Here is a 19,584-nt window from a genome sequence, read left to right on the forward strand (position 1 = left end):
TCGGGGTGCGGAGCCACGCCGACGATGCGGCAGCGCTGGTCGATGCCCTCGATGCCTCGCCGGCCGTCGTGATCGGCCGGAGCTACGGCGGCGAGGTGGCCGTGGATCTCGCGTTGCGGTATCCGGCGCTCGTGCGGTGCCTGGTGCTCCTGGAACCGAGCATGCCGATGCTCTCTCCGGAGAGCAGGGAGTGGCTGGAGCGGCTCAGACGTCGACTACCTCCGGGGACCGCCCCGGCGGAGGCAGCCGCCCGGCTGATCGAGGCCGCGTTCGGCGAGGGCACTTGGGAGCAACTGCCCGACGAGATGCGCACGCTGTTCGTCGACAACGGCGACGCCATCCTGACCGAGGTCCACGGTGCGTGGACCCAGCCCAGCGCGCCGGAGCTGGCCAAGCTCGACGTGCCAACCCTGCTGCTGAGTGGCGACGACTCCCCAGGCCCCTTCCGGGCGGCCGACGACGAGCTCGCCGCACGCCTTCCCCACGCTCGGCGCGAACTGGTGGGTGGCGGTCACCTCATCGATCCCGCGAGTCCCATCGTCCTGTCCTTCATCGACGAGCTGCTCGCCTCCTCGACCACGGCACCTCCGCGCCCATCGGACGCGCAGTGATCCTCTCGCCGTTCCACTCCCCTGTTGGGCGTTGAACTGCTTCCACCCCACGATCGCCTGCCCGACCAGGCAGCCGAGGAACAGGGCGAGGAAGAACAGGCTCAGCGAGTTTCACCCGCAGAAACGTACGGGTCCGGCGCATCAGGTGTGCCTCAGACCGGTCACCAGGAAGGACGCGAGCATTGGGTGGGTGGCTGGGAACCACACCCGGAGAGACGCCGCGGGGGAATCGGGCATGGGTTCGACGAGTCGGCATCCTCGGCGAACTCCGGTCACCTGCCCGTCCTGCGGCGAGATCTGTACCTCCATCGAGACCCAGGTCGAGCGCTGGGAGGAGTACGCAGACGGAAGCAAAGGGCCGTCGGGCGATGGCCCTCCGTTGGATCCTCTGCTGGAGGTCCCAGGCCCCGCGATCACGACCCACGGTCCGTGCGGACACCAGGTGGTGAGGGAGCTCCCACCGCTGTTCGGCCGCTCGTAGACGCCGAGCGGATTCGCGACGGCGACCAACAGTATTCGATTGGGTGAGGTCGGCCGCCTCTGGCGGGGTTCCTTGCACTCATCGGGAGGCCCGGACGGCCAGTGCTGGGGGTGGTGTTGGCCGTCTCGGCTCTCCGCCCTCAGCCCGAAAGCCGGCGCCGGGCCGACCACCATCGTGCTCGGGTGCGGACTGCGACACCCCCCATCGTGCATCGACGGCCTCGCGGCCTCAACAGGCGGCGGAGAGGCCAGACGGCCAGCGCTACGGGGGATTGCTGGCCGTCTGGCTGCTCCGATCATCTCCCAGGGGTACTGCGTACTGACGTCACCCGAGCGGAGGGTATTCGGACGAGCACCGACATCCTCCGAATGGGTGAGTTCGGGCCGCTTCCGGCCGGGGCACAGTCCGTGTAGGACTCGGGCGAAGGACGGCCGGACGGCCAGCGCTGGGGGGCGCTGGCCGTCGCGGCCCTCCGTCCTCAACTCTCCAACAGGCTCAACTTGGCCGACGCGCAGGCATGGGAAGCCCTACGGGTTGTTGACGATGATCGTCCTGGTCGCGATCGGGGGCCGCTGCTTCCGCCCCTTCTTTTTCTTCGCCGCGGACGCCACTCCGTCGAGCGCAGCACCGCCTGGCCGTCCTCGGCGTCCAGGCCGCGTAGCACCGCCCGGCGACGTCTGCGACGTCCGCGTCCTGTGCACCCCCGCACCCGGTGAGCAGCATCGTCGCGGCGACAATGCCCGGCGCCCACCCCGACCGGGCCCGATGCTGCAGCACGACCTCATGGTGGCAGCGACACCGGGCCGAACCAGGGATTTCGAGCCCGTCCGCCAACGCGAGCCGATCGCCAGCTGGGGGGCTCTTCACCCCTTAGGCGGGGTTTCGACGTCGTGGACGCCGGTACCTGACCAGCAAGAGCTGTCGGCGGATCCGGGCGCACCAGGGGGCTCCGCGGCCGGATCGGCCGACCCGAGGGAGGGCAGGACCATGACCACCGCACGCGACATCATGTCCGGCGGCGCCGAGTGCGCCCGGACCAGCGACACCCTTTCCGACGCGGCGAGGAAGATGAAGGATCTCGACGTCGGCGCGCTGCCGATCTGCGGCGACGACAACCGCCTCCACGGTGTCATCACCGACCGCGACATCGTCGTCGACTGCATCGCCGCCGACGGCGACCCGAAGACCACCACCGTGCAGGCGTTCAGCGGCGGCGAGACCGTCACCATCGGCGCCGACGACTCCGTGGAGGAGGCCCTGCAGACGATGATCGATCACGGCGTGCGCCGCCTGCCGGTCATCGACGGACACGACCTGATCGGCATCCTCACCCAGGCCGACGTCGCGAAGAACCTCTCCGATGACCAGATCGGGAAGCTCGTCGAGGCCATCTCCACCGCGCCGGCGAACAACTAACCGGCAGGACGGGCCAACGGCGCGCCTGAAGGCAGCTGGAGATGCCGTACTCGAAACGGGTACGGCTCAGGCATCAGCACACGCTCAAAGGAGGCAGCAATGCCGAGCAAGTCAGCGAACGTGAAGAACGAGAAGCAGTACGAAGCCCTCAAGGACAAGGGCATGTCGAAGGAGCGCGCGGCGAAGATCGCGAACGCCAAGGACTCCTCCAAGCACGGCGGGCAGCAGTCCGGCAAGGGCGGCGACAGCTCCCAGGGCGGCACCACCGCGCAGAAGAAGAAGGCTGGCCGCAAGGGCGGGAAGGCGAGCCACTCCTGAGCACAGCAACGGACGCCCCTCGTCCCGTCACGGACCTCGTCCTGGTCGTCACCGCCCAGGACGAGGACGAGCGCCCGTCGTGGCTGGTGGACGGCGCGCTCTACCACCACGACGTGGTGTTCCACTGGTCCGCCGCTCACGCCGAGTGGAGCCTCGTTCCAACGGGTCGAGAACATCCGGTGCCCGGACTGCCGGTCGGTCTCAAGTCGATCCACGTCTTCGAGCTCCGGCGGGCGCCGGCCTGACTGGCGCCCGCTACTGACACGTCGCTCTCTGTCGATGAGGTCCGTGCCAACGAGCTCCGGACCGCGGGCTCAGTTCGCTGCGGCGCTGGGGTCGAGGGAGCTCCGCCGGTGCACGTTGGTGCGGCTGGTTGCGTGCTTGTCGGGGAGCTGGTCGAGCCCGAACACCATCTCGAGGCCGAGTATCGCGGTGACCCATCGGAAGTCTGGGCTGGCCGCGCATACTTCAACGGAGCCGCCGCGGGGTTGGACGGCGTTGATGAGGCGGATCAGGGTGCCGATGCCACCGGCGTCGACGAACGTCACCGCGGACGCGTCGACGGTGAAGCGGGTACATCCAGAAGCGACGGCGTCGTCGAGGCGGCGGCGCAGGTCGATGGACGCGTAGGCGTCCAGCTCGCCGGTGACGACGAGGTGCGCGCGGGGTGGATGCAACGACATGGCCGAGAAGGTGTTCATAGCGACCCCGGGACTGCGGTAGTCGGTCAACCGGGAACGGAGACGCCGTGGATGGCGGGACGCGAGGAACTCTCGGCTGCCTGGGACGCTACGCGCCAGTACGGTCTCGCCGCACCGCCCGAAAGTAGACACCTCTGGCCGTGTGCTCGCCTCTTCGGCGAGTTCTTGCTGCGGGCCCGGGAGAAGTCGGGACGGCCAGCGGGCAGTCGGGGCGCTGACGGGGTGTCCTCTTCACTTTCTGGGTACTGATCTGCCGGCGGTTTCCGCCGTATCGCAGGACCAGGGAGGGATTCGGCGATGGGCGCTGCAGACAAGGCGCGCCACGCGGCCGAGAAGGCGAAAGGAAAGACCAAGGAGGCCACGGGCAAGGCCACCAACACAATCCGACCAAGACCGGCCGGGGTCAGCGCGAGCAGACCAAGGCCGACCTGAAGCAAGCGGGCGAGAAGGCGAAGGACGCCTTCAAGGGCTAGATCGGGAGGGGAAATCATGGGCTGGGTATTCGTGATCGTGATGGGCATCGTCATCGGTCTGCTGGGGAAGTTCGTTGCACCAGGCGACCGGGACAACATTCCGATCTGGCTCACCGTGGTCTGCGGCATCGCGGGGGTTCTCATCGGCTACGGCTGGCTCGGCGGCACCGAGGGCATCGACTGGCTCGCGTTCGTCGTCTCCATCGTCTTCGCCGCGATCCTGGTGATGGTCGCAGCAACCGTTACGGGGCGCCGAACGGGCGCCGAACCATGGGACGCCGGTCGGGGAAGGCAGCCTGAGCAAGGGCGTTCCCTCGCCGTCCGTTCGGGATCCCCGTGCCCGAGCGGGCGGCCCTTCTGGGCTCAACTGGGCTCAACGGTGATCGTTCCCGACGGAGCCGATGCTCGCGGCGGCCGGCGGCGTCGTCAGGGCTCACGACTGGCCGCTGCCGGACCTGACGGCTGGCCGTTGTCGGGCTCAAGATTGGTCGTCGTCGGGATGGCGGAACGTCGATGCGTCCTCGTCGGTGGTGTAGCCGTGGTGCACGGCCCAGACGAGCGCCTGGGTCCGGCTGGCCACTCCGATCTTGCGGTACGCGGCACGGATGTAGGACTTCACGCTGTTGACACTCAAGAAGTCGCGGGCGGCGATGTCTTCGTTGCTCAGGCCTTGGGCGATGAGGGCGAGGACGCGGCGCTCGCGCGGGCTCAGTCCGGCGGAATCGCCACCGTGTTCGGCGCGCTCTGACGAGGTCGCGGACCCGACGAGTGGGTCCGGGCCGGGGTCGCCGACCTGCCAGCCGGTCATCGCGGACTCGACAGCGGTGAGCAGCTCGGTGTCGCTCACGCCGAGGTCGAAGAACCCGTCCGCGCCGCGACTGAGCGCCACGCTCAGCAGGTCGGGGCGCAGGTCCCGTCCCACGGCGAACACGACGCACGCGGTCTTCTTCACCAGCACGTCGAGGTCCGTCCCCTCGCCCTCGGCGAGGAACAGGACGTCGTAGAGAACGACGTCCGGCTCCTCCTCTTCGAGCGCCTTCGGCCACTCGACTACCTCGATGCGGTCCTCGTGGCGGGCGAGCATGGCCGTGAAACCCTCGATGACCACGGGTTGGGGACTCGTCACAGCCACTCTGGCTCTGGCCGCGCTCATGCTCCGAGTGTTACGCGAAATCAGGCGCTCTGAAACCTCGAGTTTTTCGACCGCTCGCACGCTCGGCAGCGCCCGAGGCAACCGGCCACAGACCCGACCTGAACGGGTCAGGGTGTGTCAATGAGCGCCGCGGTAACCGTAGAGTGCTGACGGCCCGTCGATCTCGCGCAGTCCGGGCCGCTCGCCCGTCGCGAACGCGGCGGAGACGGCCGTCCACCAGCACCGGGTGCACCAGCAACTCGCATGGGGTGGGCGGCCCCACCGGGCCCCAACCGGGCCATCGCCGACGGCGCCGCGAACCTGCGTCGAACATCTGTCGACACCATCCCTACAGGGGTACCGCCACGTCCGAAGACGGTGCCACCGTCATGGGGTGACCCACGAACCGCTGACGACAGAGGATGTTCCCGCCCTCGAGAAGCGCATTCACGAGCTCGAGGCAGCCCTCGAGACCCGCGCGACGATCGCCCGCGCCCAGGGCATCCTCATGGAGCGGTACGAGGTGGATGCCGACGCCGCCTTCGCGGCACTGCAACGGATCTCGAGCCAGTCGAACCTTCCGGTCCGAGAGATCGCCCGCTACCTCGTCGAGACCGGCCGCCTCCCGCGGTAACCGCGCAACTGCCAGTTCACGCCCAGCGGTTTTCGGCCCGGCCCGGGTGGGCATCACCCCGCCACTGCGCTGGTACGACCCGGACGAGTGCAGCGTGTCCCTTTCGGGACGGACTGGCTCTTCTTGAATGGCCGGCTGGCGTGCGGCGCCGTGCCGTGGGTACCTGACCGACGGGCGGGGACCGGCGGGGCGTAAGGGGATTTGCGATGACGAATGACTTGGGCTCGATCTTGCTCATCCTGTTCGGAACGCTTGGCGGGATCGCGGGGCTGCTGTTCCTGCTTGCCGCGATCGACCCGCAGAACCAACCCCGCGCGGCACAGCCCGTGCCTGGGGACGGCGACGAGCTCGGTGACCCGTTGAGGCCGGCGGCATAGTCTCGCGCGCATGTCTCGGGATCCTGAGCCGCGTGAACGGCGGCTGGTGAAGGCCGGGCGGTACGCGCTGCTGCATCGCCGCGACGGTGACGGGCCCTTCCTCGAGACCTTCTGGTGTCCGTCGTCACCGGTGACGCCATCTCCACCTAGTACGCGTCGAAGGGCCCTCGACCGACTACCAACAGGTAGGTCCGCCCTTCCGGGCCGCCCACGCCATGCGAGTGACGGTCTCCCGAGGGTGGTGAGTGACCCGGCCGCCGCGCGAACGTCGGCGGGCCAGCTGGGCGCCTAGTCTCAGCACCCGAGCTCTGGCGCCGACGAAGTTGGTTGCTCGTCTGTGTTGGGGAAATCGCCCGTCTGGGCGGTGAGTTGGTTTCCCCAGGTACTTGAAAGGGCAAGTAGCCTCGCGATGGCCGTCCGCCCGGGAAACCCCCGTGACCGGGTGGGCGGTCCAGCGCATGAGGCATCCCCTGCCTCGCGGATGCTGCGTGTCCGCGAGGCAGGGGATGGTCTCCCACGGAGGTAGTCGGCCACCGTTCGATCGACAGGCACGCGCCTCCCTCTCCCGACGGGCTCTCCGGCGACGTGAGTGCAATGCAGTGGACCGCGAGTTTCCGACTGGGGTCGCTTCGAGTTCTGCAGCAAGGCTCGGGTCGCAGCATTGCGGATGGCAGCGCCTGGACGGCAGCGTGGGTCACCGTCCCAGAAGACGAGGAGGGCGGTCTGGGGTGGACCAGATCAGCTCGTCGAAGTGCTCGCGGAGCCACGCGTGCCTCGGCGCGCGTCCGATGGACGAGGTTGATCGCTTCGCTGCAGTTGATCAGCTCCGGCCGTCGATGACGATGACGTGCACACCCTTGTTGTCACCGTAGAGAGTGGCCGTTCGTCCGTCGCGAGACGCCACCGAACCCAGCATGAGGTCAGCGCCACGGGCGCCGAGCTCCTGCACCCGACTCCACCGCTCCCCAGGCTTCTGCCACCTGTAGACGAGGGAGGGGACACCCTTGGTGTATCTCCGTCCGACGGCCAGGACTGTCCCGTCCGGGTTCATCGACATCGCGGCGACGCCAAGACCCACGACGGGCTTGGCGTGGGCAAAGCCCGTGGCGGCGGCCCAGCGACTCGTGTACTCACCCCATTCGGTGCCTTCGGCGACCCACAGGGCGATTCCCTGCGACCGGACAGGGTCGACCGCCAAGAGCAGGGTGCCCACCTCGTCGATGGAACCCACCTCGCCGGGAACGCGACGGGTCGGCGACCAGCGCCCCGACGCGGTGTCGCGACGCGTCCAGAGGACCTTCGTGTGATTGCCTTGTCCCACTGTCCAGGCAGCCAGCGCTTGCCCCGCGCCGAACAGAGCGAGTCCCGGGACGTCGAAGAACGGCTGCCCTGGGACCGTTTGCGCGTCAGACCAGACCCTTGAGGATGCGGACCGGTAGGAGGACGCCGGGTGCCGACCGTCACTGCCTTGCGCCCAGAGGGCCACCTCGTTGCCGGCTCGGTCGGCAACGATGTCCATGTATCCGTAGCTGCGGCCGGGCAGGCGCCGGACCACCCATGGCGACTCCGGTCCTCGGGCAGCCAGGAACATCCCCTCACCTACCCGGAACCACAGCACCGACGTCTGCCCCTGCCCATCGACGGCCACCTTGGGTGCGTAGCCGCGACCGATCCTGGTCGGCGACGTCCAGGTCCCGCGCACTAGGTGTGCCTCGTAGATCCGCTGAGTGTCACGACGCCCTTTCGTCCAGACCACCGAGACGTGCCCAGGTGTTCCCGCGGCGACATCGAAGGTCGACCGATTCATCGAGAACTCCCCAGACACGGGCTTGGGTCGCGACCAGGTGCCGTCTGAGTGACGTTGCGATGCCATCAGGCGCCCCCTCGCGTCCTGGTTGCCGGGCGCCCATCTGAACCACACCGCAGTGACCTGCCCACCCCATCCCACGACGATCTGCGACGGGAACCAGGGGTCGCCTCTGGTTTCAAGATCGCGGGAGTGGGTGCTCACCAGCTCCGGCTCGCCGACCAGGAGCGGCCCGCCGACCGAGGAATGGACGACCGAAGATGTGGCCGCTGATGCGGACCTCTCCTTACCTGCTGCCGAGGCAAGCAGCGGGTTCGAGGCCGGTTCATCGACAGCAGCCGGCGACACCAGTTCAGCCTGCGAGCACGACGACGCGCCACAGAGCACGATCAGCGCGGAACACCAGCCGACCACCCGAGGACCAACCAGAGGTAACCCCATCACGGCTCCGCCCATCGACGCCCCGAGAGCTACTCCCAAAACTCAGCATCCTGCTTGCCAGATCGGCCCGCAATAGCCCCACTGGGTCTCCACGGCAACGGCCGCGCCCCGCGCTCACCGGGAATACCGAGGAACGTCCGACCCGCCGCGGCGTCCACCGAAAGGCAGTCCACTAGCACCGGCTCCACGGAGCCGCCTGATCGAGCGCGGCGCCTTCGCGCACAACCCTTGGCCGGCGCTCCCTCGCGCTACGCCTGCGGCCCACGAAAGATCGGCGCGACGCGAGAGCCGATGCGTGAATATCGGGCGTTCGTCTGAAGGTCACCGAGGTCGGCGGACGCGCGTGCCGTCATGGTGTCGGCGCGGTTCCCTCGTCCGCGGGAGGGTACGCCGTTCGCTACGGGCCGTGAGCGTGGAGGGGCACCATGGGCTGCATGAGCCCCCTCGCGGTCAGGCTGCCCGATGACCGTCGGATCTCCTACCTCGACGGCGGAGACCCGACCGGTTACCCGGTTCTCGGGCTGCATGGCACACCGGGTTGCCGCCTGAACCGTTTCCCCGATGACGCGGTGTACGCACGGACCGGGGTCCGGTACATCACGACCGACCGCGCCGGTTATGGGCAGTCCTCACGTCGCCGGGGACGCTCCGTGGCCGACGAGGCCGCGGATGTGCGCGCTGTGGCCGATGCACTCGGCCTGGACCGGTTCTCCGTCGTCGGCGGCTCCGGCGGCGGCCCGCACGCGCTCGCGTGCGCCGCCCTCCTGCGAGATCGGGTCGACCGGGTCGCCTGTCAGTCCGGCCTCGCGCCCATCGGTGAAGAGGGCATGCGGCGCGACGAGTGGCTCGCCGGAATGTCCGACGAGATCGCCTTGGAGCTCACGTGGGCCGACGCCGGCGAAGCCGTGCTCGAGGCCGAGCTCCGATCCGCGCAGACGCAGATGGAGCAACGGCTCGTCTCAGATCCCGCCTCGATGCTCGGAGACGGGATGAGCGTCGGCGACCGAGAGGTGCTCGCCCGGCCCGAGGTCATTGCTGCGTTCACCCGCATCGTGGCAGAGCAGGCCGCGCACGGGGTCGGAGGCTCCGTCGACGACACGCTGGCCTTCCACCGGCCGTGGGGCTTCGACCTGAGAGCCATCACCGTGCCCGTGCTGCTCACCTACGGGCTGCAAGACGTCTCCTGCCCGCCAGGGCACGGTCGATGGCTGGCCCGCCACCTTCGGACGGCTTTGGTCATCGAGGACGAGAGTGGCGGGCACCTGCCGCAGGACATCGAGACCGAGATCGCGAGCACCTTCCACTGGCTGCGGACCGGGGAGCTACCCCCGTCCGGGAGTGCACCGTCGTAGGGCGAATGTCAGCTCCAGAGGATCCGCGGACCACGGGAGCAGCCGGGCGCTTCGAGTCGCTGCCAGCCGCGGTGGCAGCGACTGGCGAAGTGCCGAGTTTGTGCCGAGTTGTCACTCTGTCCCCTCAGACGAGGTTCCAGAGTCCGCCGCTGACCTGCGGTTTTGGTGGAGCTGAGGGGATTCGAACCCCTGACCTTCTCATTGCGAACGAGACGCGCTACCAACTGCGCCACAGCCCCAGGTTGTCGCGTCCGAGGACGCGGTGGGAAACGTTAGCACCCGCGATCGGGGACCACCGAATCGGCTGGCCACCGCGCGAAACGCCTGCCGTCAGTCGAGCAGCAGGCCCTCGAGATCGTCGAGCGCCTGGCGGGCGTAGCCCTGCCACATCCGGCCGAAGGCGGGCATCAGCAGCGCGGTGGCGGACGACGACGGGTGCACCCTCCAGGCCCAGGTGATGCGGACGCCGGTGCCGGCCTTCTCGAAGCCCCACCGGCCCTCGATCGACGAGGCCAGGGGGCGCAGGGGGCCGTGCATGTCGTCGATGCGGTAGCCGAACGAGTCCGGCCGATCGAGCGAGGTGAGGGTCTCGCGCATCGTGCTGCGGTCGGCGAGCACGATGGTGCGGGTCTGGCCGACGCTCCCCCACTCGCCGTCCTGGTCACGGATCTCGCGGATGGGCGGCAGCGCGGCGTACCGGCGCGTGAAGACCTGCTCCAGCGGGAGGGACAGGGTCGTGTCGAAGGCGCGAGCCACACCGACGGGATAGGTGCGGGAGCGCGTGAGCTCGAGGGCGTCCATGCCCCCACACAGTAGGGCCTACGAGCCGACGGCGCGGTGGTCGTCGCCGTCACGACGCGCGCGGGCGGCCTTCTCGGCCTCGTCGGCCTCGCGGGCGAGCTGGGCGTCGGCGTCGGTGCGGCCGGACGTCCAGACCCCGGTGGAGTCGAGGTCGATGGTGCGCACGGTACGGCGCGTGGCCGCCGGCTTCGTCACGTACGTCGGGAGCGTGACCGGGACCGGGTCCCACATGGACGGGTCGACGATCGCGGCGATGCCGGCCGACGTGTCCTCCATCGGGTCGACCTCGGCGGACTCCTCGGACTCGGCGTCCTCGTCGGCGTCGGCGGCCTCCGCCTCGGGAGCGGTCTGGGTCGGCTCGGACTCTGCCGCCTCGGCGGGCATCCGGTCGACGGCGCGGGCCGGCAGCGATCGCTGCTCGCCCTTGACCATCACCCGGCACAGCACCAGCCAGGCGACGAGCAGGCCGGCGGGGATGGCGACGTACGGCCAGGCGACGACCGAGAACGCCGCCAGGCCGACGACCACCAGGTTGACGAGGAGCAGCAGGCCGAGGACGTTGCGGCGCCGCTTCGTCGCGCGGCTGGCGGAAGCGCGGCGGGCGCGGACCTGGGCGGGGGTGAGCGACGCGGTGACGCGCGCGACCTCGGCCTCGCGGGCGGCGCGGGCCTCGGCCTTCGCGGCACGCTTCTCGGCCCGATGCTCGGCCCGGGCGGCCTTGCGGTCGACCGGCTCCGCTTCGTCGTCGGAGTCGGCATCGACGGACCGACCGGCGGGCGTCACCAGCCGGGCGGTGCGCTTGTCGACGGGCTCGCGGCGGGCGAGCACGCGCATCGTGTGGGAGAAGCGGTCGACGGTGCGACTCCGGGCATCCTCCTCGTGATGGCGGAGCGCCAGAGGCAGCAGGTACGCCGCCCACGCCACGGCGAGGGCTACGAAGATGAGTGCACTCGCGTCGATTCCCACGAATCAGAGGTTATGAGGGCTACCTCATGACGTCGCGGATGTCTACAGGTGTGTCGCAAATTCACTCGTGTGACTCGTGGGAGTCGAGCCGGGCCAGCATCCCCTCCCGGCACTCCTCCACCGTCACCGCGTAGAGGCGGTGGTCGCGCCATGCGCCGTCGATGTGCAGGTACCGCGGCGCGAAGCCGATCTCGCGGATGCCGAGCTTCTCGACGACCCGCAACGAGTTGGAGTTCTCGGGCCGGATCGCGATCTCGATCCGGTGCAGCCCGGCCGTGGTGAAGCAGTGGTCGACGACCAGCGCCACGGCGCGGGGCATCACCCCGCGCCCGGCGTACTGCTGGTCGAGCCAGTAGCCGACCGACGCGAACTGCGCGGACCCGCGCACGATGTTGTTGACAGTGACCTGGCCGGCGAACCGGCCGTCGACGTCGACCGCGAAGGGGTACGTCGTGCCGGCGCGGGCCTGCCGGTGCAGCCGGCGCACCAGGCTGCGGAACGTGGACGGCCGGGTGTCCGCGCCGGGCGGCACCGTCGCGTCCCACGGGGTCAGCCAGGCGGCGTTGCGGCGCCGGGCGTCGCGCCAGGCGCGCGCGTCCGCGGCGCCCAGCGGCCGGACCGTGACGTCACGTGACTCCAGCCGGACCGGCCAGCCGGTCGTCAATGGTCGCTCCCCACGACCTGCTCGACCGCGTGCACGATGACCGGGCGGAGCACCGCGAGCCCGTCCTTCACGCCGCCGCGCGAGCCGGGGAGGTTCACCACCAGGCACTGGCCGACGACACCCGCGAGCCCGCGGGAGAGCACGGCCGCCGGGACGCCGTTCGCGACGCCGTACGCGCGGATCGCCTCGGCGATGCCCGGCACCTCGAAGTCCAGCACCTCCCGGGTGACCTCCGGCGTGCGGTCGGTCGGCGTCAGCCCGGTGCCGCCGGTGGTCAGCACGACCCGCGCCCCGCCGTCGGCGGCCTCGGCGATCGCGGCCCCGACCGGCGCCCCGTCGGGTACGACGATCGGGGCGTCGACCACGAACCCCAGTTCCTGCAGGAAGTCCACGATCAGCGGCCCGGTCGTGTCCTCGTAGACGCCGGCCGCGGCGCGGTTGGAGGCCACGACGACCTCGGCGCGCAGACCCGTCATGCGCGGGACCAGTCGCCGGACTTGCCACCGGACTTCGTCTCGACGCGCACGTCCGTGATGACCGCGCCCTTGTCGACGGCCTTGACCATGTCGACGACGGTCAGCGCGGCGACCGAGACCGCCGTCAGTGCCTCCATCTCGACGCCGGTGCGGTCGTTGGTGCGCACGGTCGCGACGATCTCGACGGCATCGTCGGCGACCGCGAGGTCGACGGTCACGCCCGAGATCGAGAGCGGGTGGCACAGCGGCACCAGCGACGGCGTCTGCTTGGCGCCCATGATCCCGGCGATCCGGGCGACCGCGAGCGCGTCGCCCTTGGGCACGCCCTCGCCGCGCAGCAGCGCGACCACCTCGGGCGAGACCAGCACGCGTCCCGAGGCCGAGGCCGTGCGGGCGGTGACGTCCTTGCCGGAGACGTCGACCATCCGGGCCGCGCCCGTGTCGTCGACGTGCGTGAGTCGACCGCCCTCCGTCATCAGTACTCCTCGTCGAGCCTCAGGACCTGCACCTGGGCGCCGGCCTCGACCGAGGTGACGTCCTCGGGCACCACGACCAGCGCGTTGGACGATGCCAGATCGCCGATCAGGTGGGAACCATGTCCGCCGACCGGCGTGACGTAGGCCCCGCCCTTGTCGACGTCGTACTCCGCCCGCACCATCTGCCGGCGTCCGTCGGGGGAGGTGATCCCGTGGGTGAGGCGGGCCGTCACCGCCGGCCGCGCGTACGGCGCCCGGCCCATCAGCTTGCGGATCGCCGGCAGCACGAACTGGTCGAAGGAGACGTACGACGAGACCGGGTTGCCCGGCAGCGTGAAGATCGGCGTGCGGTCGTCGCCGACGTGCCCGAAGCCCTGCGGCTTGCCGGGCTGCATCCTGATCCCGCCGAACCACACGGTCCCGAGCGGCAGCAGCGCCGCCTTCACCACGTCGTAGTCGCCCTGCGAGACGCCACCGCTGGTGACGACGATGTCGGCCCGCACGAGCTGGTCGTGCAGGGCGTCGAGGAAGGCGCCCGGCTCGTCGGGCACGATCCCGACCCGGTAGGCGATCGCGCCGGCTCGGCGGGCGGCCGCGGCCAGCAGGTAGGAGTTGCCGTCGTATATGGAGTCGCGGGACAGCGACGTGCCCGGGTCGCGCAGCTCGGACCCGGTGGACACGATGACGACGCGCGGCCGCGGCCGGGAGCTGACCGTGGCGCGGCCGACCGAGGCCAGCAGGCCGAGGTGGCGCGGACCGAGCACGGTGCCCTCGGAGACGACCACGTCGCCGACGGCGACGTCCTCGCCGGCCGGGCGGACGTGCTGCCCGAGTGCGGGCCCCTGCTCGATGCGCACCTGCGCGACGCCCCGGTCGGTCCACTCGTAGGGGACGACGCTGTCGGCGCCGGCCGGCACCGGGGCGCCGGTCATGATCTTGGCCGCCGTGCCCGGCGGCAGCGCCAGCAGTCCGCCTTGGCCGGCGCCGATCTCGCCGACCACCGGGAGGTGCACCGGAGACTCGGGGGACGCCGTGACGACGTCCTCGCGGCGTACGGCGTAGCCGTCCATCGCGGAGTTGTCGAAGGACGGCAGCGCGACCTCGGCGACGACGTCCTCCGCCACCGGCAGGCCGAGCGCCTCGAGGATGGGCTGAGGGAAGGCCGGCAGCGGCTCGATCGTCTCGAGGATGCGCTCCCGGTGCTCGTCGACGCTCAGCAGGTCCGAGGCGGGGCGCTCAGACATCCGAGCCAGTCGACAGGACCGTGTCGGCCGGGATGCGCTGCGCGGACCTCGCCTCGAGCGCGACGTCGCCGACGACCTGCACGCCATGGCCGAAGGTCCAGTCGCCGTTGATCCGCAGCGACTGCGCCTTCTTCATGGACGGCGCTCCCTCGGGGAAGCGCTTGTCGAACTCGCCGACCAGCTTGTAGTGGCTCGCGTCGAGGTCGACGAACGGGATGTCCGCGGCCACCTGGTCGAGCACGAAGTCGCGGCCGAGGTCGTAGACGTCGGAGCGCAGCACCAGCAGGTCGTTGGTGGTCTTCACCGGGACGAAGCGGTCACGGCCGACCTCGATCAGCGCCGAGTCCGCGAAGATCTCGATGGCCGCGCCCATCGCCGTCTCGATCTGGATGACCTCGGGCGTGGACTTGTCGCCGGGGTCGAGCGTCTTGACGTTGCGGATCAGCGGCAGGCCGAGGATCCCGTCGCGCCGGTCGAGCTCGTTCTGCATCGCGACCAGGTCGAACCACAGGTTGTTGGTGGAGCAGAAGCGGTGCCGGTCGAGGTCGGCGAGCGCCTCCTGGTCCGCCTTCGGCGTCTGGGCGGTCTCGCGCAGCACGATGCGGCCGTCGGACCTGCGACGGGCGAAGTGGCCGCCCTTGCGGTCCGACGGCGTACGGCGGACCGCCTCGATCGCGAACGGCGCGCCGCTGGTCGCGAACCAGCCCGCGACCCGCGGGTCGGGCACGGCGCCGAGGTTGTCGGAGTTGGAGACGAAGACGTAGCGGTAGCCGGCCTCGATCAGCTGGTCGAGCAGGCCGGTGCCGCGGAGCGCGGTGTAGAGGTCGCCGTGGCCGGGCGGGCACCACTCGAGGTCGGGATCCCGGGGCCAGCTGGCCGGACTGAGGTCCTTGGCGAGGAGCTTGGGCTCCTTGTTCTGGAGGAACTCGAGCGGCAGGCCGTCGAGCGGCAGCTCGGCGTAGCGCGCCAGCGCCGCCATCGTGTCGCCGGACGTGCGGAAGCTGTTCATGAAGATCAGCGGCAGCGTGGCGTCGTGCTCACGCCGCAGGTGCAGGATCTGGCGCGCGATGATGTCGAGGAAGGACAGCCCGCGGCGCACGCAGAGCAGCGACTTCGCGCGGTCCATGCCCATCGAGGTGCCGAGGCCGCCGTTGAGCTTGATGACCGCGGTCGCCCGGACCGCCGCCGCGCCGTCCTCCTCGGTGACCTGCACCGAGTCGAGCGACGGCATCTCGACCGGGTCGATCGACGCCTCGGGGATCATCCCGGTCTCGCCGTGCTCGAGCAGTCGGTAGTAGTGCGCGAAGGTCTCGATCGCGATCTCGTCGACGCCCGCGGCGGCCATCTTGTCGCGCGCCTTCTGCAGGCCAGCAGAACCCATGTTCACGATCGTAGGCTTCCCGCGTGACGCGCAGGCAATCACCCGCAAAAGTCGCCGTCCGCGACCGGCTGCTGACCACCCGGCGGCGGCGCCCGATGCTGGAGACGCACGCCGCGGCTCGCTCGATCGCCGAGCAGCTGATGGCCCTCCCGGAGGTACGCCGCGCCGCGACGCTCGCGGCGTACGTCTCGACGAGCGACGAGCCCGGCACGGGACCCCTCCTCGACCACCTCAGGGCGGCCGGCAAGCGGGTGATCCTGCCGGTGCTGCTGCCGGACGACGACCTCGACTGGGCGGTCTACCGGGGGCCTGCGGACCTCGTCCCGGCCCGCTTCGGCATCCTGCAGCCGGCCGGCGAGCCGCTCGGCGTCGACGCGGTGGCGACGGCCGACGTGGTGCTGGTCCCCGGCCTGGCGGTCGACGCGCGGGGGTACCGGCTCGGCCGCGGCGGCGGCTCCTACGACCGGGCGCTGGGGCGGGTGCCCGTCGGCACCTGCACCTGCGTGCTGCTCTACGACGACGAGGTCGGGGTCGAGGTCCCGGTCGAGCCGCACGACCGTCCGGTGACCCACGCCGCGAGCCCGTCCGGTGTGGTGCGGCTCCGGGGCTGAGATCCCGGAGGTCTCGGGTACCATTGGCACTCGTCACGGCCGAGTGCCAGCGAAGGAGAAACGTGCCGACCTACCAGTACGCCTGCACCGAGTGCGGCCACGCCTTCGAGCAGTTCCAGAGCTTCTCCGACGACGCGCTCACCGAGTGCCCGGAGTGCCGGGGCCGGCTGCGCAAGCTCTTCAACGCCGTCGGCGTCGTCTTCAAGGGCTCGGGCTTCTACCGCACCGACAGCCGCTCTGGCTCGTCGTCGAGCGAGTCGTCGTCCTCGAAGTCGGACGGCAAGAGCGAGACCAAGAGCGAGACGAAGTCCGAGAAGAAGTCCGAGTCGAAGCCGGCCGCGACCGCTTCCGCGTCCTCCTCCGACTGACCCCGGCCCGGGGCCTGTGGAGAGCCGGAGCACGACCCCGTCCCGGTCTCCTAGCGTCGCGGCATGTCCGCCCGTGACCGCCTGGCCGCCGTACGCCGCACCCTCCGCCGCACGCTGCTGGCGCGCCGCCGCCTGCTCGCCGCCGTGCTGACCGGCGTCGCGGTCGCCGCGGGGCTGCACGCCACCGCGGCCGAGCCACCCACCCGGGTGGCGGTGCTCGTGGCCGCGCGCGACCTGCCGGCCGGCACGGTCCTCGCGCGCGACGACGTACGCCGAGCGGAGTTCGCGCCGGGGTCGGTCCCCGACGGCGTCGCGGACTCCCCCGCCGGCCGCACCCTGGCCGCCCCGCTGCGGGCGGGCGAGCCGGTGACCGACGTGCGCCTGGTCGGACCGGCCCTCACCGACGGCTACCCCGGCCTGGTGGCGGTGCCGGTGCGGCTGCCCGATGCCGGGATGGCGGGGCTGCTCCGGGTGGGCGACCGGGTCGACCTGGTCTCCGCCGACCCGCAGGGCGGCTCCGCCGAGGTGGTCGCCGACGCGGTGCCGGTGCTCGCGCTCCCCGACACGCCCGCCGAGGTCGGCGCGACCGGGCTGACCGGGCGGCTGGTGGTGGTCGGCGCCGAGCCGGGCGACGTGGCGGGCATCGCGGACGCATCGGTCCGGACCTTCCTCACGATCGCCTTCGCGCACTAACGTCCCGGACATGACCGGATTCAAGAACTTCATCCTGCGCGGCAACCTCGTCGAGCTGGCCGTCGCCCTGATCATGGCGCTCGCGTTCACTGCCATCGTGACCGCGACCGTCAACCTGATCATGGGCCTGATCGGCAAGATCGGAGGGCAGCCGGACTTCACCGGCTGGCAGCCCGGCGGCCTCCCGTTCGGCGCGTGGGTGACGGCGGTCATCAGCTTCCTGCTCATCGCCACGATCGTGTACTTCCTGATCGTGCTGCCCTACACGAAGGCGCAGGAGCGGTTCTTCCCGGACGAGGAGCCGGGGACGCCCGAGGACGTCAAGCTGCTCGAGGAGATCCGCGACCTGCTCCGCACCCAGCAGGGCCGCCCGACCAGCGGACTCTGAGCCCCTACTGGCCGCCCTTCGAGACGGTCGCTGCGCGACCTCCTCAGGAACCATGGTGCGGGGGCACCTGCTCCCGCAGCCACCGGTCCGAGCTCGACTCCCGGTCCGGCGCGGCCGGGTCGCGCTCGTCGCTCGTGGTCACGGGAAGCACGTCACCGAAGACCTCGGCACGCCGGCGGCGGCGCTGCCACTCGGCGTCGTCCCTGTCCTTCTCGGTCACGCGTCCAGCCTCACACGTCCGTGCTCAGACGCACAGGCCGGCGTTCTCGAGTGCCTGCCGGCTGGCCTCGTCGTCGCCGGACGAGGACGGGCTGCCGGAGGGGCTCTCCGACGAGCTCTCGGAGGGCGACTCGGAGGCAGACGGCGACTCGGACCCCGGCACGCTGCCGGCGCTGATCACGCCCTCGGCGAGGCGCTTGGTGAGCTCGTCGTCCTTGCGGAGCTTGTCCCACACCTGGTTGGCGTCGGGCTGCTTCCACGCGAGGCGGTTCGGGTCGCTCGGGGCCGGGATCACCGGGATGGTGATGAACTGGATGTTGTTGAGACCGATGCCCTGGAACTGCTGGCCCAGCTCGGCGATCTTGATGACGTTCTCCAGGCCCGGGTCGACGGTCAGCGACTTGGTCGCCGAGTCGAGGAAGCGCACCAGCCGGTCGGGGCGGGCCAGGGTGCCGGCGGTCACGACCTGGTGGGCCATCGAGGCGATGAACGCCTGCTGCCGCTTCATCCGGCCGATGTCGGAGCCGTCGCCCACGACGTACCGCTCGCGCACGTAGTTGAGGGCCTCGGTGCCCTTGAGCTTGCGGGTGCCGGCGTCGATGTGGATGCCGTGGCCCGGGTCGACGATGTCCTCGGGGATGCACATCTCGACGCCGCCGATGGCGTCGACCATGCCCCGGAAGCCCTCGAAGTCGACCTTCACGAAGTGATCGAGGCGGATACCGGTGATCTGCTCGAACTGCTGGATGGTGCACGCGGGGCCGCCGAGGTTGAACGCCTCGTTCCACATCACCCCGTCGGCGCCCGCGATCTCCTCGCCGTCCTCGGTCTTGCACTCCGGACGGTTGATGAGCAGGTCGCGCGGGATGCTCACGCCGTAGGCGCGCTCCCGGTCGGCCGAGAGGTGGAAGAGGATCGTCGTGTCCGAGCGCTCGCCGCCGCCGGTGAGGCCGTCGATGTTGTTGCCCTCGCCCTCGCGGGTGTCGGACCCCATGACGAGCACGTTCAGCGGCTCTCGCGGGCCCTCGACCTCGACCTTCTCCGGACGGTCCGACAGCTGCGCGGTCGGGTCGAGCACCTCGAGGTTGCCGTTGAGGTGGCGGTAGAGGAAGACCACGCCGAGACCGGTCGCCAGGGCGATCACGATCATCGTCGAGAGCAGCACCTGCCCGATCGTGTGCCGCCGCTTGGTCGTGCCGCGCCGCTTCGGACCGTCGGTCGCCCGCTCGCTCGTCTCGGGAGTCGCTGATCCGGACTCGGACGGAGTACCGTCGAGCTCGGCGTCGGACATCGTCAACCTTCGGTCGGGGACTCGGGGGAGCCGCTCGGCGGCCGCGGCGAGCCTAGAGGGCGAACCTTAATTGTCGCTGTGACCGCCCTCGGCAGCCAAAATGCCGCACCCTCACTGTGCCCAACCGGGGTGGTCCGATGCACGGCCGGTCGTCCGGTCCTACTACGATGCCCGCGCAAAGCCCCAGTAGCTCAGTGGATAGAGCAGCCGCCTCCTAAGCGAAAGGTCGCCAGTTCGACTCTGGCCTGGGGCACCCGGTCCAC

Annotated in this window: 22 protein-coding genes and 2 tRNA genes; 11 read left to right on the plus strand and 13 right to left on the minus strand. The window is 70.5% G+C overall.

Annotation, left to right across the window (positions count from 1 at the left end; all coding sequences use genetic code 11):
* The 3 genes from ACFQQI_RS19410 to ACFQQI_RS19420 form a co-directional block, all read left to right on the plus strand.
* A partial coding sequence (locus ACFQQI_RS19410) for an alpha/beta fold hydrolase (RefSeq protein WP_378567417.1) occupies positions 1-611 on the plus strand: 611 nt, incomplete at its 5' end.
* Positions 612-1,857: 1,246 nt separating this feature from the next.
* A complete protein-coding gene (locus ACFQQI_RS19415) occupies positions 1,858-2,508 on the plus strand; it encodes a CBS domain-containing protein (protein WP_378567420.1) in 651 nt (216 codons plus the stop codon).
* A gap of 99 nt (positions 2,509-2,607) precedes the next feature.
* Positions 2,608-2,826, plus strand: a complete 219-nt coding sequence (locus ACFQQI_RS19420; protein WP_378567423.1) for a hypothetical protein — start codon at positions 2,608-2,610, stop codon at positions 2,824-2,826.
* Positions 2,827-3,140: 314 nt separating this feature from the next.
* Here ACFQQI_RS19420 and ACFQQI_RS19425 read toward each other — a convergent pair whose 3' ends face one another.
* Both ACFQQI_RS19425 and ACFQQI_RS19430 read right to left on the minus strand, forming a co-directional pair.
* Complete coding sequence (locus ACFQQI_RS19425) at positions 3,141-3,509, minus strand: STAS domain-containing protein (RefSeq protein ID WP_378567426.1); 369 nt, start codon at positions 3,507-3,509, stop codon at positions 3,141-3,143.
* A 969-nt stretch (positions 3,510-4,478) separates the two neighbouring features.
* Entirely contained in the window at positions 4,479-5,213 is a 735-nt protein-coding gene (locus ACFQQI_RS19430) for a LuxR C-terminal-related transcriptional regulator (protein WP_378567429.1), read from the minus strand.
* A gap of 313 nt (positions 5,214-5,526) precedes the next feature.
* On the opposite strand from ACFQQI_RS19430, the gene ACFQQI_RS19435 reads away from it, so the two are divergent.
* Together ACFQQI_RS19435 and ACFQQI_RS19440 are read left to right on the plus strand one after the other, a co-directional pair.
* On the plus strand, positions 5,527-5,766 hold the full coding sequence (locus ACFQQI_RS19435) for an ANTAR domain-containing protein (RefSeq protein WP_378567432.1): 240 nt from the start codon (positions 5,527-5,529) through the stop codon (positions 5,764-5,766).
* A 206-nt stretch (positions 5,767-5,972) separates the two neighbouring features.
* A complete protein-coding gene (locus ACFQQI_RS19440; RefSeq protein ID WP_378567435.1) occupies positions 5,973-6,143 on the plus strand; it encodes a hypothetical protein in 171 nt (56 codons plus the stop codon).
* Between the two features lie 820 nt (positions 6,144-6,963).
* Here the strand turns inward: ACFQQI_RS19440 and ACFQQI_RS19445 are convergent.
* Positions 6,964-8,406 carry a hypothetical protein gene (locus ACFQQI_RS19445; RefSeq protein ID WP_378567438.1) on the minus strand — a complete coding sequence of 481 codons (1,443 nt, stop codon included), beginning with the start codon at positions 8,404-8,406 and terminating at the stop codon, positions 6,964-6,966.
* Positions 8,407-8,825: 419 nt separating this feature from the next.
* Between ACFQQI_RS19445 and ACFQQI_RS19450 the strand changes: the two genes are divergently transcribed.
* Positions 8,826-9,743, plus strand: a complete 918-nt coding sequence (locus tag ACFQQI_RS19450; RefSeq protein WP_378567441.1) for an alpha/beta fold hydrolase — start codon at positions 8,826-8,828, stop codon at positions 9,741-9,743.
* A gap of 163 nt (positions 9,744-9,906) precedes the next feature.
* On the opposite strand, the gene ACFQQI_RS19455 is transcribed toward ACFQQI_RS19450, so the two are convergent.
* The 8 genes from ACFQQI_RS19455 to ACFQQI_RS19490 all read right to left on the minus strand — a co-directional run bounded on the left by ACFQQI_RS19455 (position 9,907) and on the right by ACFQQI_RS19490 (position 15,751).
* Positions 9,907-9,982: transfer RNA gene (locus ACFQQI_RS19455), tRNA-Ala, on the minus strand.
* A 91-nt stretch (positions 9,983-10,073) separates the two neighbouring features.
* Positions 10,074-10,544 (minus strand): SRPBCC family protein, encoded by a 471-nt coding sequence (locus ACFQQI_RS19460; protein WP_378567444.1) that lies wholly within the window; start codon positions 10,542-10,544, stop codon positions 10,074-10,076.
* 18 nt (positions 10,545-10,562) lie between these two features.
* Positions 10,563-11,510 (minus strand): hypothetical protein, encoded by a 948-nt coding sequence (locus tag ACFQQI_RS19465; RefSeq protein ID WP_378567447.1) that lies wholly within the window; start codon positions 11,508-11,510, stop codon positions 10,563-10,565.
* 61 nt (positions 11,511-11,571) lie between these two features.
* Positions 11,572-12,174, minus strand: coding sequence for a GNAT family N-acetyltransferase (locus tag ACFQQI_RS19470; RefSeq protein ID WP_378567450.1), 603 nt, complete (start codon positions 12,172-12,174; stop codon positions 11,572-11,574).
* Positions 12,171-12,650, minus strand: coding sequence for a molybdenum cofactor biosynthesis protein B (locus ACFQQI_RS19475; protein WP_378567453.1), 480 nt, complete (start codon positions 12,648-12,650; stop codon positions 12,171-12,173). The genes ACFQQI_RS19470 and ACFQQI_RS19475 overlap by 4 nt, the downstream gene beginning before the upstream one ends.
* Entirely contained in the window at positions 12,647-13,126 is a 480-nt protein-coding gene (gene moaC / locus ACFQQI_RS19480; RefSeq protein ID WP_378567456.1) for a cyclic pyranopterin monophosphate synthase MoaC, read from the minus strand. Before moaC ends, ACFQQI_RS19475 begins: the two co-directional genes overlap by 4 nt.
* The gene (gene glp / locus ACFQQI_RS19485) at positions 13,126-14,370 is read right to left on the minus strand and encodes a gephyrin-like molybdotransferase Glp (protein WP_378567458.1); all 1,245 of its coding nucleotides are present in this window, start codon (positions 14,368-14,370) and stop codon (positions 13,126-13,128) included. The genes moaC and glp overlap by 1 nt, the downstream gene beginning before the upstream one ends.
* Positions 14,363-15,751 carry a UTP--glucose-1-phosphate uridylyltransferase gene (locus ACFQQI_RS19490; protein ID WP_378567461.1) on the minus strand — a complete coding sequence of 463 codons (1,389 nt, stop codon included), beginning with the start codon at positions 15,749-15,751 and terminating at the stop codon, positions 14,363-14,365. The genes glp and ACFQQI_RS19490 overlap by 8 nt, the downstream gene beginning before the upstream one ends.
* A 23-nt stretch (positions 15,752-15,774) precedes the next feature.
* Between ACFQQI_RS19490 and ACFQQI_RS19495 the strand changes: the two genes are divergently transcribed.
* From ACFQQI_RS19495 to ACFQQI_RS19510, 4 genes are all read left to right on the plus strand, one after another.
* On the plus strand, positions 15,775-16,362 hold the full coding sequence (locus ACFQQI_RS19495) for a 5-formyltetrahydrofolate cyclo-ligase (protein ID WP_378567464.1): 588 nt from the start codon (positions 15,775-15,777) through the stop codon (positions 16,360-16,362).
* A gap of 62 nt (positions 16,363-16,424) precedes the next feature.
* Positions 16,425-16,730, plus strand: coding sequence for an FmdB family zinc ribbon protein (locus ACFQQI_RS19500; RefSeq protein ID WP_378567467.1), 306 nt, complete (start codon positions 16,425-16,427; stop codon positions 16,728-16,730).
* Between the two features lie 63 nt (positions 16,731-16,793).
* Positions 16,794-17,423 (plus strand): SAF domain-containing protein, encoded by a 630-nt coding sequence (locus ACFQQI_RS19505; protein ID WP_378567469.1) that lies wholly within the window; start codon positions 16,794-16,796, stop codon positions 17,421-17,423.
* Positions 17,424-17,433: 10 nt separating this feature from the next.
* On the plus strand, positions 17,434-17,811 hold the full coding sequence (locus ACFQQI_RS19510) for an MscL family protein (protein WP_378567472.1): 378 nt from the start codon (positions 17,434-17,436) through the stop codon (positions 17,809-17,811).
* Between the two features lie 43 nt (positions 17,812-17,854).
* On the opposite strand, the gene ACFQQI_RS19515 is transcribed toward ACFQQI_RS19510, so the two are convergent.
* A complete protein-coding gene (locus ACFQQI_RS19515; RefSeq protein WP_378567475.1) occupies positions 17,855-18,031 on the minus strand; it encodes a hypothetical protein in 177 nt (58 codons plus the stop codon).
* A gap of 24 nt (positions 18,032-18,055) precedes the next feature.
* Positions 18,056-19,321, minus strand: a complete 1,266-nt coding sequence (locus ACFQQI_RS19520) for an LCP family protein (protein ID WP_378567478.1) — start codon at positions 19,319-19,321, stop codon at positions 18,056-18,058.
* Positions 19,322-19,501: 180 nt separating this feature from the next.
* Between ACFQQI_RS19520 and ACFQQI_RS19525 the strand changes: the two genes are divergently transcribed.
* Positions 19,502-19,574 (plus strand) — tRNA-Arg (locus tag ACFQQI_RS19525).
* Positions 19,575-19,584: the final 10 nt, after the last annotated feature.

It is taken from the genome of Nocardioides sp. GCM10030259 (genome assembly GCF_042666375.1).
Taxonomy (GTDB): Bacteria; Actinomycetota; Actinomycetes; order Propionibacteriales; family Nocardioidaceae; genus Nocardioides.

Bases quoted from the DNA above. Each gene is read 5' to 3' on its own strand.
- ACFQQI_RS19415 (WP_378567420.1), top strand. From the start codon at position 1,858: ATGCTGCAGCACGACCTCATGGTGGCAGCGACACCGGGCCGAACCAGG.
- ACFQQI_RS19420 (WP_378567423.1), top strand. From the start codon at position 2,608: ATGCCGAGCAAGTCAGCGAACGTGAAGAACGAGAAGCAGTACGAAGCC.
- ACFQQI_RS19425 (WP_378567426.1), bottom strand. From the start codon at position 3,509: ATGTCGTTGCATCCACCCCGCGCGCACCTCGTCGTCACCGGCGAGCTG.
- ACFQQI_RS19440 (WP_378567435.1), top strand. From the start codon at position 5,973: ATGACGAATGACTTGGGCTCGATCTTGCTCATCCTGTTCGGAACGCTT.
- ACFQQI_RS19445 (WP_378567438.1), bottom strand. From the start codon at position 8,406: ATGGGCGGAGCCGTGATGGGGTTACCTCTGGTTGGTCCTCGGGTGGTC.
- ACFQQI_RS19450 (WP_378567441.1), top strand. From the start codon at position 8,826: ATGAGCCCCCTCGCGGTCAGGCTGCCCGATGACCGTCGGATCTCCTAC.
- ACFQQI_RS19460 (WP_378567444.1), bottom strand. From the start codon at position 10,544: ATGGACGCCCTCGAGCTCACGCGCTCCCGCACCTATCCCGTCGGTGTG.
- ACFQQI_RS19475 (WP_378567453.1), bottom strand. From the start codon at position 12,650: ATGACGGGTCTGCGCGCCGAGGTCGTCGTGGCCTCCAACCGCGCCGCG.
- moaC (WP_378567456.1), bottom strand. From the start codon at position 13,126: ATGACGGAGGGCGGTCGACTCACGCACGTCGACGACACGGGCGCGGCC.
- glp (WP_378567458.1), bottom strand. From the start codon at position 14,370: ATGTCTGAGCGCCCCGCCTCGGACCTGCTGAGCGTCGACGAGCACCGG.
- ACFQQI_RS19490 (WP_378567461.1), bottom strand. From the start codon at position 15,751: ATGGGTTCTGCTGGCCTGCAGAAGGCGCGCGACAAGATGGCCGCCGCG.
- ACFQQI_RS19505 (WP_378567469.1), top strand. From the start codon at position 16,794: ATGTCCGCCCGTGACCGCCTGGCCGCCGTACGCCGCACCCTCCGCCGC.
- ACFQQI_RS19510 (WP_378567472.1), top strand. From the start codon at position 17,434: ATGACCGGATTCAAGAACTTCATCCTGCGCGGCAACCTCGTCGAGCTG.
- ACFQQI_RS19520 (WP_378567478.1), bottom strand. From the start codon at position 19,321: ATGTCCGACGCCGAGCTCGACGGTACTCCGTCCGAGTCCGGATCAGCG.